We start from the raw sequence: 12,613 nt of genomic DNA, 5'->3' as shown, positions 1-12,613 counted from the left end.
CGGCCTACCCCTCTCGAGGCCGGGCGCCGGGCCTGTCGATCAGCCCGCGAGCGGGCGGGCCGCGCGGAGGCTGTACAGTTCGCGGGCCTTCGCGGGGGTGATGGTTTCGGGGGTGGTCGGCGGTTCCATCCGCACGTGCTGCGCGAGGATCCGCCCGGCCATGGGCGCGATGAACGGCGCGGCCTTGATGAGCCCGAACTTGTCGAATCGGGTGAACATCCACACCAGGACCTTGGCGGGGAGCTTGATGCCGAGGTCCACGATGCCCGGACGATCGAAACCGCCGAGGCGGCGCATCCACTTCGGCAGCGTCGCGACCGACGCGAGCGAAAGCAACCGGCTGCCGAGGGCATAGGAGAGCCCGGCGCCATTGCGGGGCGAGGTCCACAGCAGGTGGTGCATGCCCTCCTCGGCTCGTTCGGAGCTGCACAGTTGCGGGCGGACGCGTTCGAAGTAGGCGCGGACCTCGTCCCGGGAGCGGGGGACGTCCTGTGGCTTGCAGGTCTGCAGTTCGGCCGCGATCGCGCACTCCTGCCAGTACCGCGCCTCCTCCTCGGGGCCCAGCGGTCCGGGACCGAACATCTCGTAGGCCTTCAGGACCGAATGCCAGCCGGTGATGTGGATCCACAGCTGGGTCTCGGGGCTGTTGGCGCTGTAGCGCTTGCCGCTGATCGGCTCGATGCCCGTCATCGCGGCGTGCACCCGCATCAGATGCTCCGAGGCCTGGATCGCGGTGCGGCCGTCGCCGATCGCCACGATCAGGAAGTAGGAGAAGGTGTTGTCCAGGCGGCTGCGCGGGTCGCTGTAGATCCCGCGCGCGTCGGCGACGGCCGCGGTCAGGAACGGGTCGAAGTGCTCGAGGACGACCGCGCGCTGAAAGCCGATCACCGCCGTCGGGGCGGTCCAGATCTTCCAGCTGGGCGAATCCGGGCCGAAGAACCCGTAGTCGTCCCGGCGAAGGGTGGTCGGATCGAAGCCCATCAGCTACTCCTCTGTGCGCTGCCGCGGCGAATACAACGCCACCGTAGCAATTGTGGGCGGCGAATACAACGGACGCGTAATATTCGGGCCGGGACCGCGTGCGGCCCGCGGTGCGAGTGCTGACACGATGGGCCGTAGGAGGTGAGGTGGTGACGAAATCCCGCGGCGCGGCCGGTCGGCCGCGGCGCCGCTACGCGCCGCGCCTGCCCCGTGAGCAGCGCCGCGCGCAACTGCTCGACGCCGCCTTCGCCGTGCTGAGCCGCGTGGAGCTGCACGAGCTCAGCATGGAGGCCGTCGCGGACGCGGCCGGGGTGGGAAAACCCGTGCTCTACACCGTGTTCAAGACGCGGGCGGAGCTGGTGGAGGCGCTGCTCGAGCGCGAACGCGAGCGCGGCCTGGACCAGGTGGCGAGCACGCTGCCCACCGACCTCATCGGCGCCGACCCGGTGACCGCGGCATCGGCGACGATCGAGGCCTTCGTCGGTGTGGCACTGGAGAATCCGACCCGCTGGCGGCTGATCCTCGCCACCCCCGGCAGCGCTCCGGACGAATACCGCGCGGCACTGCGGAGTTCGCGCACCGGAATCTTCGATCAGGCCGAGGCACTGGTCCGCATGGGCACCGCCCTCGATTCCCGTTGGGCCACAGTCGATTCCGCGCTACTCACGAATTCCCTGCTGAGCATCGCCGAAATGCTCGGCAGGCTGGCGGTCAGCGAACCGGACGCCTATCCCAGGGAGCGCCTCGAAGACTTCGTGCGCTCCATCGTCGGTCTCCTGGTCGGCGCCCCCGCGGCCGACCGGAAGTAGGGCGATGAGTACCGCTCGGCGTCAGCTCAGTTGTGCCGCACCGAAAGACACGTGGAAGCGCTGGCACCACGGTGTCTCGACCAACTCAACCACTTCCGCGGCCTGATCGAGCCCGATCCGTGCCGGTCGTCACCGATTCGTCGGACTTCGAGACAGCCGTCCGGGCTCGGCGACCGAGACGGCTACCATGCGCCGCATGGCCATCAAACTCGAGAACGTCGCCATCGCCGTTCGCGACCTCGAAGCAACAATCGCCTTCTTCACCGATCTCGGTCTCACGGTGCTCGGCCGCGACACGGTCAGCGGTGAGTGGACCGACACCGCCGTCGGCCTCGACGGCAACCACGCCAAGATCGCCATGCTGCAGACACCGGACGGTCTCGGCCGCCTCGAACTCTTCGAGTACATCCACCCCCAGGCGATCGAGACCGAGCCCACCCGCCCCAACGAGATCGGCATGCACCGCGTCGCCTTCTCGGTCGACGATATCGACGCGGCCCTCGAGACGGCCGCGAAGCACGGCTGCTACCCACTGCGCGGCGTCGCGACCTATCAGGACATCTACAAACTCACCTACGTCCGCGGCCCCAGCGGCATCATCGTCATGCTCGCCCAGCAACTCCAGCAGTGACGCCCCCGCTACTCCTTTCCGCCATCCCTGGCCACCTCGGATTCTGTCGCGCATTGACATGTGACCTTTTGGTCACATATTGTCGGGACGTGGCAGACGACGACCTCGCGTTCAAGGCACTCGCCGACCCGAGTCGCCGGTTCCTGCTCGATCTCCTGTTCGCCCGCGACGGTCGCACGCTGGGGGAACTGGAGTCCGAGCTGGAAATGACCCGTTTCGGTGTCGCGAAGCATCTGCGGGTGCTGGAGGACGCGGGGCTGGTGGTCACGCGCCGCTCGGGCCGGGAGAAATTGCACTTCCTCAATCCGGTGCCGATCCGTCTGATCCACGACCGATGGATCGGCAAATACACCGAGCGGGCGGCCGCCGCGCTCGTCGACCTCAAATTCGAACTGGAGCAGCAAGCCATGGCATCGACACCCGACACCACCACCCGCACCGTCCAGGTCTACCGCGTGTACATCAAGGCGGCCCCGCAGGCGATCTGGGACGCCATCACCCAGCCGGAGTGGACCGTGAAGTTCGGCTACCAGGCACCGGTCGAGTACGACCTGCGTCCGGGCGGCACGTTCCGCGGACTGGCCAGCGACGCGATGAAGGAGCACGGCGCCCCGGACGTGGTGATCGACGGCGAGGTCCTCGAGGCCGATCCGCCGCGCCGGCTCGTACAGACCTGGCGCGCACTGTTTCTCGACGAGGACTTCACCCGGCTCACCTACGAGATCGAGGACGAGGGCACGGGCGTCTCGGTCCTCACCGTCACTCACGACGTAACCGGCGCACCGCAGACCGCCGCCCAGACCGGCGGCAAGCTGCCCAATGCGGGCGGCGGCTGGAATCAGACGCTCAGCGATCTGAAGACGCTGCTGGAGACCGGAAAAGCCCTGTACGCCTGACTATTTCACGTTCGCCTCGCACCCGCCGGGCGGGTGCGAGCACCCCTTCCCGACAAATCCACCCTCGGAGCACCATCATGTCCACTGTCACATCCACCGGCCCCCTGAACACACCCGCCGAATCACGCACCACCCGTACACTTCTCGCCTGCGGTATCGCGGCGGGCCCGTTGTTCGTCGTCCTGATCGTCGCACAAGCGTTGACCCGCAACGGTTTCGACGCCGCCCGACACCCATTGAGCATGCTGAGCCTCGGCGGGCACGGCTGGATCCAAATCGGGAACTTCGTGGTCTGCGGCGCGCTGGTGCTGGCCTCAGCCGTCGGCCTGCGCCGCGCGCTGGACCGCACGCGCTCCGCGACCTGGGCGAGCGCGCTCGTCGGCGTGTACGGCGCGTGCCTGGTGTGGGCGGGCGTACTTCCCACCGATCCCGCCGACGGCTTCCCGCTCGGCACCCCGGACGGCCCTCCCGCCGAGGTCAGCTGGCACAGCATGCTGCACAACGTCGCACCCGTCGGCACCGGTCTCGCGGTCAGCGCGGCGTGTGCGATATTCGCCTATCGGTATGCCCGTGCGGGACGCCGGGGGTGGGCGACCTATTGCGCCCTCGCACCGATCCTCTACCTCACACTCGCGTTCGCCGCCTTCCCCCTGCACGACTACCGCGTGATGCTCGTGGGCGGCGCCGCGGTATGGACCTGCGCCTCGGCCTGCGCGCTGAAAACGCTGACCGAGATGCCCTGAACCGGCCTCCCGCCGATTCCGCCGTTCCCCCTCCGGCGCACCGCGAATCCTGGTGACATGGGGGCGATCATCCGTCGTCAGGAGGCAGTCGTGTTGTCGCTACAGGAGATTTCGGACCGGCTGGAGATCGAGGACCTCATGGTCCGCTACTCGCACGCCGTCGACACGGGGCGATGGGACGAGCTCGACGAGATCTTCACCCCCGACGCATTCATCGACTACACCGCCATGGGCGGACCGAAGGGCGGCCTGGAGGAGATCAAGCAGTTCCTCGCCCAGGTGATGCCGAATTTCCTCGCCTTCCAGCACCTCATCAGCAACTCCTCGATCACGGTCGAGGGCGACACCGCCGCGGGCCGCACCATGTGCCACAACCCGATGCTCACCCCCGACGGCGACGGCGGGCAGCGCCTGATGCTCTGCGGCCTCTGGTATCTCGATACCTTCGCCCGCATCGATGGGTCCTGGCGCATCGCCCGGCGCGAGGAGGAGAAGAGTTACATGTTCGTCGCTCCGTCGGCGGGATGAGCCCGACTGCGCGGAAACCCGCCCGGGAGCACGGCATTCGATGCGACACTGAAGAGGGAATCCGACATTGCGGGCAGGCCCGCCGACGGAGGTGTCATGAAGGTCGGCGACCGGGTCAGATTGACCAAGAACCACGACATCGCCCCCCTCGCCGCGATCGCCGCCGGGACGGTCGGCGAGATCGTCGGCGTGCGCAACGAGCTCGCCCCGGCCTGACCGTCCGGAATCAGCGGCGGCCGGAGGCGTTGACACCGGTATGACGTCGTTGCACTCGGTCCGGTTCTCGATCTTGGACCGCTCCCGTGTCCGGCAGGGGCAGAGCCACCCGGCGGCGCTGCGGGACACCGTCGAATTCGGACAGCTGGCCGAGCGGTGGGGCTATCACCGGTTCTGGGTGTCGGAACATCACAGCGTGCCGGGCGTGGCCGGGTCCGCGCCGACCGTGCTGGCCGCGGCCGTCGCCGCCGCGACCGACCGGATCCGGGTGGGGACCGGCGGGGTGATGCTGCCCAACCACCAGCCGCTGGTCGTCGCCGAGCAGTTCGGGGTGCTGGAGTCGCTGTATCCCGGGCGGATCGATATGGGGCTGGGCCGGTCGGTCGGATTCACCGGCGGGGTGCGCCGCGCCCTCGGCCACGACAAGGGCGATGCCGAGGATTTCGACGCCCAGCTCACCGAGCTGCTGGACTACTTCGCCACAGGCCGCGACGGCGTGCATGCCTGGCCCGCCGAGGGGCTGCGGGTCCCGGCCTATCTGCTGGCCATCGGCTCGGGCGCGGATCGGGCGGCGCGCTTCGGCCTGCCCCTGGTGATCGCCGCCGCGCACGGCGAGGAGGCGATGGTGCGCTCCATCGAGCAGTACCGCAACGACTTCCGGCCCACGGCGTGGGGTGCGGCGCCCTATGTGATCGTCTCCGGATCGGTCGTCGTCGCCGATACCGCCGAGCAGGCGCGGCGGCTGCTGATGCCCGAGGCGTGGTCGGCCGCGTATTCGCGCACCCGCGGCGAGTTTCCGGTGCTGGCGCCGCCCGACAGCATCGATCCCGAGGCGATGACCGAGCGGGAGCGGCGCCTCTTCGACGACTCGATGCGCGGGCACCTGGCCGGTACCGACGACACCGTCGCCGACGGGCTGGAGCGGCTGATCGATCGCACCGGCGCGGACGAGATCCTGGTGCACACCAGCACCTTCGACCGCGCGGCCCGGATGGAGTCGCACCGGCGGCTGGCGCGGTTGGTCGGGCTCGGGAGGGCGGACCGGCCCGCCGAAGCGACAGACTCTGTGCCCCGGTAGGGCACAGAGCCTTCGGTCGCCTCAAGGGCACGAACTAGCGCAGGCCAACAGGAGCCCGGCACCGGTCCGAGCGGGAATCTTACTTCGATACGACAGTTTCCTCGGTAATTCGAGCGTGCGAGTTGCCGCCGAATCCGACGTGCGCCTCGCTCCGCATCCGCTCGACCATGTGCGGGTAGTGCAGCTCGAACGCCGGACGCTCCGACCGGATCCGCGGCAGCTCGTAGAAGTTGTGCCGCGGCGGCGGGCAACTGGTCGCCCACTCCAGCGAGTTGCCATACCCCCACGGATCGTCCACCGTCACCACCTCGCCGTACCGGTAGCTCTTGAAGACGTTCCACACGAACGGCAGCACCGAACCGCCCAGGATGAAGGCGCCGATCGTGGAGATGGTGTTCAGCAGCGTGAACCCGTCGGTCTCCAGGTAGTCGGCGTAGCGGCGCGGCATACCTTCGGCACCCACCCAGTGCTGCACCAGGAACGTGGTGTGAAAACCGATGAATGTGGTCCAGAAGTGCCATTTTCCGAGACGCTCGTCGAGCATCCGGCCGGTCATCTTGGGGAACCAGAAGTAGATTCCCGCGTAGGTCGCGAAGGCGATGGTGCCGAAGAGCACGTAGTGGAAGTGCGCGACGACGAAATAGGAGTCGGATACGTGGAAGTCCAGCGGCGGGCTGGCCAGGATGACACCCGACAGACCACCGAACAGGAACGTGACGATGAAGCCCACCGAGAACAACATCGGTGACTCGAACGTCAACTGCCCCTTCCACATCGTGCCGATCCAGTTGAAGAACTTCACGCCCGTGGGGACCGCGATCAGGAACGTCATGAACGAGAAGAACGGCAGCAGCACCGCACCGGTCGCGTACATGTGATGCGCCCACACCGCGATCGACAAGGCGGCGATCGCGAAGGTCGCGTACACCAGCGCGGTATAGCCGAAGATCGGCTTGCGGCTGAACACCGGGAAGATCTCCGACACGATACCGAAGAACGGCAGCGCGATGATGTACACCTCGGGATGACCGAAATACCAGAACAGATGCTGATAGAGCAGGGTGCCGCCATTGGCGGCGTCATAGACGTGCCCGCCCAGGTGCCGGTCGTAGAACAGTCCCATCAGCGCGGCGGTCAGCACCGGGAAGGCGACCAGGATCAACACGCTGGTCACCACGATGGTCCAGGTGAAGATCGGCAGCCGGAACGGCGTCATGCCCGGGCAGCGCAGGCAGACCACCGTCGTGATCATGTTGACGCCGCCGAGGATGGTGCCAAGGCCGGAGACGGCCAGGCCCATGATCCACAGGTCGGCGCCGACGCCCGGTGCGTGCACCATATCGTTCAGCGGGGAGTACGCGGTCCAGCCGAAATCGGCGGCACCGCCCGGGGTGATGAAGCCCGCCGTGGCCATGGTCGCGCCGAACAGATACAGCCAGTAGCTGAACGCGTTCAGGCGCGGGAAGGCGACGTCGGGCGCGCCGATCTGCAGCGGCAGCACGATATTCGCGAACGCGAACACGATCGCGGTGGCGTAGAACAGCAGCATGATCGTGCCGTGCATGGTGAACAGCTGGTTGAACTGCTCCGTCGACAGGAATTGTAGGCCGGGCCGCGCCAGCTCGCCGCGCATCAACAACGCCATCAGGCCGCCGATGAGGAAGAACGACATGGCGGTGAACAGATACATCTGGCCGAGCATCTTGGGGTCGGTGGTCGTCAGGGCCAGATACAGAAACGACCCTTTCGACCGACCCCGCGGCGGAAAGGGCCGCACGGCCACGAGCTCGCGCTCCGGCTTCGGAGATACAGCGGTCAACACATCCTCCTAGGTCGTTCCGCAGCGACCGTGTGCTGACGGAACCGGAACATGAAACCCACGAATGACGCGCACGACGAACGCAAGCAGCATACTTACAGCTACTGGCACGTGCGTCGGGAACACTCCGAGTCCACCGAGCTCGATCCCGCGACCATGGCGCCACTCCACCCCTGCAACCCACGCTCACGTACCGCCGCTGACCAGTCGATTCGCGGTGACTGACGGCGATCGACTATTCTTCCTTCGTCGCCGAGTGCGACATGCGGATGTAGCGCAGCTGGTAGCGCATCACCTTGCCAAGGTGAGGGTCGCGGGTTCGAATCCCGTCATCCGCTCTCCGACCGGGCCCTCCCCCACCTGCGGATCAGTCGCCGACGCGGTGGTCGTCCACCTCTTCCCCGGCCATCGCGCCGGTCATGATCGCTACGGCGTCGGACATCGTGAACTCGTGCGGGCGGATCACCGCTACCCGGCGGCCGAGGCGCTGGATGTGGACGCGGTCGGCGATATCGAAGACGTTGGGCATGTTGTGGCTGATGACGATTACCGCGAGGCCGCGATCGCGGACCCCGCGGATGAGGTCCAGCACCATGCCGGTCTCCTTGACGCCCAGGGCCGCGGTCGGCTCGTCCATGATCACCACGTGCCGGGCGAAGGCCGCACTGCGCGCCACGGCCACGCCTTGGCGCTGGCCGCCCGACAGCGTTTCGACGGTCTGCTTCATCGACCGGATGCCGATCTTCAGATTCGCCATGTGCTGCTGGGATTCTCGCAGCATCCGGTCCTTGTCGACCATCCGGAACACCGAGCCGAGCACGCCGCGGCGGCGCACCTCCCGGCCCAGGAACAGGTTGTCGGCGATATCGAGGGCCGGGGCGACGGCCAGGTCCTGATACACGGTCTCGATGCCCGCGCGGCGCGCGTCGATCGGGCGGCGGAAGCGCACCCGCGTGCCGTCGAGGTAGATCTCGCCCTCGTCCGGGACCAGCGCGCCCGACAGCGCCTTGATCAGCGTGGACTTCCCCGCGCCGTTATCGCCGATCACCGCCAGGATCTCGTTGGGGTACAGGTCGAAATCGGCGCCGTCCAGCGCGGTGACGTGGCCGTACCGCTTCACCAGGCCCGTGGCCCGCAGCACCGGCTCGGTCATCGCTGCCTCCCGCGATTGAACTGGTCGATGGCCACCGCCGCGATCACCAGCACGCCGGTGATCAGGGTCTGATAGATCGACGCGACACCCATGAGCTGCAAGCCGTTTCGGATGATGCCGACGATCATGGCGCCCAGCAGCGTGCCGATCACGCTGCCGCGCCCACCGAACAGGCTGGTGCCGCCCAGCACCACCGCGGTGATCGAGTCGAGATTATCGGTCTGCCCGGTATTCGGGTCGCCGACGCCGGTGCGCGCCACCAGCAGCAGCGCCGCCAGCCCGTAGATGAGGCCCGCCGCCGTGTAGACGCCGAGAAGCACACGGCGAGTGTCGATTCCGGTCAGCCGCGCGGCCTCCGGATTGTTGCCGACGGCGTAGACGTGCCGCCCCGACGCGGTCTGGCGCAGCACGTACCAGGCGACCGCGAACAGGATCAGCATCGCCACCGACCCGTAGGTGATGTCGGTATCGCCCACGGGGAAGGTCTTACCCAGATAGGTCAGGGCGTCCGGCAGCCCGGAGATCGTCTGCTCCTGCGAGTAGATGTGGGTGAGCGCGAACGCGATACCGTACATCCCGAGGGTGACGATGAACGGCGGCAGCCGCAGGAAACTCACCAAAGAGCCGTTCAGCAAGCCGAATCCGGCCGTCAGGGCCAGTCCGAGCGCGATCGCCAGCAGGGGCGGCATGCCGGAATCCACGGCCAGCTTCGTGATCACGATATTGCCCAGCGCCATCACCGCGCCGTTGGACAGATCGATTCCGGCGGTGAGGATGATCAGCGTCTGGCCGATCGCCAGCGTGCCGACCACCATCACCTGCTGCACGATCAGCGAGAAGTTCCCGCCGGTGAGGAAGCGGTCGGACTGCGAGGCGAAGAACACGACCGCGATGACGATCGCCGCGATCGGCCCGAAGCTGGGCAGGGATATGAGCCGCGTGAGTGCCGATATCGACTGTGCAGAAGGCGTTTTCGAGGCCGTGGTCGTCATGCGATCTCACCCCCAGCAGTTGTCCAGCCCGTACTGCACGTCCTTGGAGTCCACTCCCGCTTGCGGTTTCGCGGTCACCAGGTTGACGCCCGTGTCCGTATACCCCTCGGACTTCCTGCCGTTCTTGGCGTGGTCGACCACCGCCTTCACGCCCTCGCTGGCCATCTTCAGCGGGTACTGCTGGGAGGTGGCCGCGATCTTGCCGTCCTTGACCGCCTGCACCCCGCCGCAGCCGCCGTCGACGGACACGATCAGCGCGTTGTTCTCCTTGCCCGCCGTCTTCAGCGCGGTGTAGGCGCCCAGCGCGGACGGCTCGTTGATGGTGTAGACGACATTGATGTCCGGATCCTTCTGCAGGCAGGTCTCCATCGCCGTCTGCGCCTTGGACTGATCGCCCTGGGCCGGCTGGGCGCACACCACGTTCGGGGCGCTCACGTCCTGGCGCATCTCCTCGGTGGCCTGCGCCGCGCCGAAACCGGACAGAAACCCGTTGTGCCGCAACACACCTACGGTGACGCCCGGATTCAGATCGATCATCGCGATCTTGGCGGGCCGGTCACCCTGGACCGCCTTGGCGTACTTGCCGATCAGTTGCCCGGCGGTGAAGTTGTTGGTGGCGAACAGGGCATCGACCGCGCTCTGCGGATCGGTCGGGGTATCCAGCGCGATCACCTGGACATCCTTCGCGCGGGCCTTCTCGATGGCCGGGACGATCGCCTTCGTATCGCTGGCGGCGATGAGAATGCCCTTCGCCCCGGCGGCGACCATGTTCTCGATCGCGGTCACCTGGCTGGCATTGTCACCGTCGAATTTGCCTGCGGCCGTGAGCAACTTGACCCCGGCCGCATCGGCCTCCTGCTGTGCGCCCTCCTTCATCTTGACGAAGAACGGGTTGGTGTCGGTCTTGGTGATCAGCCCGACCGTGATCTTCCCGTCGCCGGAACCGTTGCCGCACGCGGTGGCGGCGCAGGCGAGGGATGCGGCGGACAGCGCGGCGAAGGCGATACGGACGGCACGTGAGGTCATCGATGTGCTCCTGCGGTACTACGTATGACAACGTTGTCATGACGATAGAGCGTGATCCAGCTCACGTCCAGAGAATCATTCTAAGATGTTCCGCGAGAAGGCGTTTGTGGGGCGTGAGGCGAAAATGGTTGCGATGTCAGCGTTGTCAGATCCGGGCGCGCCACGCCGCGTCGCCACCATGCGCGAGGTCGCCGCGCTCGCCGGGGTGAGCATCAAGACAGTGTCGCGGGTGGTGCGTGGCGAGGGTGGGGTTTCGCCGGAATTGACCGCCCGGGTCGCCGACGCCGCGGCCATGCTCGACTACCGGCACAATCTGGCCGCCAGCACACTGCGCGGGCACGGGCAGAAAACGGCCGCGATCGGGCTGCTGCTGATGGATGTCGCCAACCCGTACGCCTCGGCCCTGCATCGCGCGGTCGAGGATTTCGCCCACGGCCGTGGCACTCTCGTGTTCGCGGTGAGCACCGACGAGGACCCGGTCCGGCAGCGCGAGGTGCTCGACGCGCTGCTGTCGCGCCGGGTCGACGGGCTGATCGTGATGCCGGTCGGCACCGACCACGGCCTGCTGCTGCGCGAGCGGCAGCGCGGGACACCCATCGTGTTCGTCGACCGCGGCCCGGCCGCCGCCGAAATCGACAGCGTCACCGCCGACAATCGCGACGGTGCCCGCCGCGCCGTCGAGCACCTCGCCGCCCACGGCCATCGGCGCATCGCCTATCTCGGTGATCTGCAGACGATCTGGACGGCGGCCGAACGCTACGCGGGTTACGTCGAGGGCCTGGCGCGCACCGGCGTCACCCTCGATCCCGCGCTGGTCCGCACCGACCTGCACTCCCCCGCGGCCGCCGCGGCCGCCGCCGATGCGCTGCTGTCGGGTCCCGGGCGCCCCACCGCGCTGTTCAGCGCCCAGAACATGATCACCCTCGGCGCGTTGCGCGCCATTCAGAAACGCGGCCTGCACAACGAGATCGCGCTCATCGGGTTCGATGATCTTCCCCTCGCGGAGTTGCTGCACCCCGCCCTCACCGCCGTCGCCCAGGACCCGGCCGCCATCGGCCGCACGGCGGCGGAAATCTTGTTCAGCCGCCTCGACGGCGACGACTCCCGGCTACGGCACGAGGTGATCCCCACGCGCCTGCTGGTGCGCGGCTCCGGCGAAATCGCCTGCCGACCGCTGAGCCCGTAACGATCTCACCCGCCACCAAGGGTGGAGATTGTCCACACCCTGGGGTGGGCGTCCGCAGCACTGGGGGCGCTGTCGGCGGGGGTCCGCAGCGGCGACAGTGAATGTGTCCCGAACACAGCGAGACCCAAGGGGTTGGCACCATGCGGAACCACAGCGCACCGGCGACCGTCGCCGTCACGACCGACGACTGCGAACTGACCTGGGCGGAGTTGGACCGCTGGTCGAACCGGCTGGCGCGGATGCTGATGCAGCACGGCGCCGGGACCGGCAGCCGCGTCGCGATCGCCGTCACCGCTCCGATGGAGGCCGCCGTCACCCGCGCGGCGATCGCCAAGGTGGGCGCGGTCCCCGTCGAGGACGAAATGCTCTATATCCAAGCCGATCTGGGGGTCACGATCAGGGCGGAGCGCGACGGCCTGAACGACTCGATCGGCTGGCTGGTGCTCGACGACCGCACGACGCTGGTGGGATACCTCACCGGTTCGGACGCACCGCTCGCGAACGCCGCATGCCCGTCGGCGAAACAGGCCGCCTGACACCGATACGACACGCCGC

The 12,613-nt window shown here is 67.6% G+C and carries 13 protein-coding genes and 1 tRNA gene; 9 read left to right on the top strand and 5 right to left on the bottom strand.

From position 1 onward, the window contains the following. Window positions 1-39: 39 nt before the first annotated feature. The gene (locus ACYVLQ_RS18370) at window positions 40-981 is read right to left on the bottom strand and encodes an oxygenase MpaB family protein (RefSeq protein WP_460698712.1); all 942 of its coding nucleotides are present in this window, start codon (window positions 979-981) and stop codon (window positions 40-42) included. A gap of 149 nt (window positions 982-1,130) precedes the next feature. Between ACYVLQ_RS18370 and ACYVLQ_RS18365 the strand changes: the two genes are divergently transcribed. The 6 genes from ACYVLQ_RS18365 (at window position 1,131) to ACYVLQ_RS18340 (ending at window position 5,882) form a co-directional block, all read left to right on the top strand. Continuing rightward, window positions 1,131-1,790: a TetR/AcrR family transcriptional regulator gene (locus tag ACYVLQ_RS18365; protein WP_460698728.1), complete on the top strand. Its 660-nt coding sequence runs from the start codon at window positions 1,131-1,133 to the stop codon at window positions 1,788-1,790. A gap of 196 nt (window positions 1,791-1,986) precedes the next feature. Further along, window positions 1,987-2,421 (top strand): VOC family protein, encoded by a 435-nt coding sequence (locus tag ACYVLQ_RS18360; protein ID WP_460698711.1) that lies wholly within the window; start codon window positions 1,987-1,989, stop codon window positions 2,419-2,421. 89 nt (window positions 2,422-2,510) lie between these two features. After that, window positions 2,511-3,317 carry an ArsR/SmtB family transcription factor gene (locus ACYVLQ_RS18355; protein WP_460698710.1) on the top strand — a complete coding sequence of 269 codons (807 nt, stop codon included), beginning with the start codon at window positions 2,511-2,513 and terminating at the stop codon, window positions 3,315-3,317. 77 nt (window positions 3,318-3,394) lie between these two features. Continuing rightward, window positions 3,395-4,060: a DUF998 domain-containing protein gene (locus ACYVLQ_RS18350; RefSeq protein WP_460698709.1), complete on the top strand. Its 666-nt coding sequence runs from the start codon at window positions 3,395-3,397 to the stop codon at window positions 4,058-4,060. Between the two features lie 90 nt (window positions 4,061-4,150). Beyond that, window positions 4,151-4,588: a nuclear transport factor 2 family protein gene (locus ACYVLQ_RS18345; RefSeq protein ID WP_460698708.1), complete on the top strand. Its 438-nt coding sequence runs from the start codon at window positions 4,151-4,153 to the stop codon at window positions 4,586-4,588. A 256-nt stretch (window positions 4,589-4,844) separates the two neighbouring features. Then, on the top strand, window positions 4,845-5,882 hold the full coding sequence (locus ACYVLQ_RS18340; RefSeq protein ID WP_460698707.1) for an LLM class flavin-dependent oxidoreductase: 1,038 nt from the start codon (window positions 4,845-4,847) through the stop codon (window positions 5,880-5,882). 79 nt (window positions 5,883-5,961) lie between these two features. Here the strand turns inward: ACYVLQ_RS18340 and ctaD are convergent, their stop codons facing one another. Beyond that, window positions 5,962-7,701 carry an aa3-type cytochrome oxidase subunit I gene (gene ctaD / locus ACYVLQ_RS18335; protein WP_460698706.1) on the bottom strand — a complete coding sequence of 580 codons (1,740 nt, stop codon included), beginning with the start codon at window positions 7,699-7,701 and terminating at the stop codon, window positions 5,962-5,964. Between the two features lie 265 nt (window positions 7,702-7,966). Here ctaD and ACYVLQ_RS18330 point away from each other — a divergent pair. Further along, window positions 7,967-8,039: transfer RNA gene (locus ACYVLQ_RS18330), tRNA-Gly, on the top strand. A gap of 29 nt (window positions 8,040-8,068) precedes the next feature. On the opposite strand, the gene ACYVLQ_RS18325 is transcribed toward ACYVLQ_RS18330, so the two are convergent. From ACYVLQ_RS18325 to ACYVLQ_RS18315, 3 genes are read right to left on the bottom strand one after another with little or no spacing between them, the layout of a single operon-like run. Next, the gene (locus ACYVLQ_RS18325; RefSeq protein WP_460698705.1) at window positions 8,069-8,854 is read right to left on the bottom strand and encodes an ATP-binding cassette domain-containing protein; all 786 of its coding nucleotides are present in this window, start codon (window positions 8,852-8,854) and stop codon (window positions 8,069-8,071) included. After that, a complete protein-coding gene (locus tag ACYVLQ_RS18320) occupies window positions 8,851-9,846 on the bottom strand; it encodes an ABC transporter permease (RefSeq protein WP_460698704.1) in 996 nt (331 codons plus the stop codon). The genes ACYVLQ_RS18325 and ACYVLQ_RS18320 overlap by 4 nt, the downstream gene beginning before the upstream one ends. Window positions 9,847-9,852: 6 nt before the next feature. Beyond that, the gene (locus ACYVLQ_RS18315; RefSeq protein ID WP_460698703.1) at window positions 9,853-10,872 is read right to left on the bottom strand and encodes a substrate-binding domain-containing protein; all 1,020 of its coding nucleotides are present in this window, start codon (window positions 10,870-10,872) and stop codon (window positions 9,853-9,855) included. Between the two features lie 133 nt (window positions 10,873-11,005). Here ACYVLQ_RS18315 and ACYVLQ_RS18310 point away from each other — a divergent pair, with 133 nt between their 5' ends. Both ACYVLQ_RS18310 and ACYVLQ_RS18305 read left to right on the top strand, forming a co-directional pair. Continuing rightward, on the top strand, window positions 11,006-12,058 hold the full coding sequence (locus tag ACYVLQ_RS18310) for a LacI family DNA-binding transcriptional regulator (RefSeq protein ID WP_460698702.1): 1,053 nt from the start codon (window positions 11,006-11,008) through the stop codon (window positions 12,056-12,058). 140 nt (window positions 12,059-12,198) lie between these two features. Beyond that, window positions 12,199-12,594, top strand: a complete 396-nt coding sequence (locus ACYVLQ_RS18305) for an AMP-binding protein (RefSeq protein ID WP_460698701.1) — start codon at window positions 12,199-12,201, stop codon at window positions 12,592-12,594. The last annotated feature ends 19 nt before the right edge of the window (window positions 12,595-12,613 follow it).

The organism is Nocardia thraciensis (assembly GCF_054782435.1).
The sequence above is the reverse complement of the archived record's forward strand: the minus strand, read 5'-3'. Positions and strand labels throughout refer to the sequence as shown.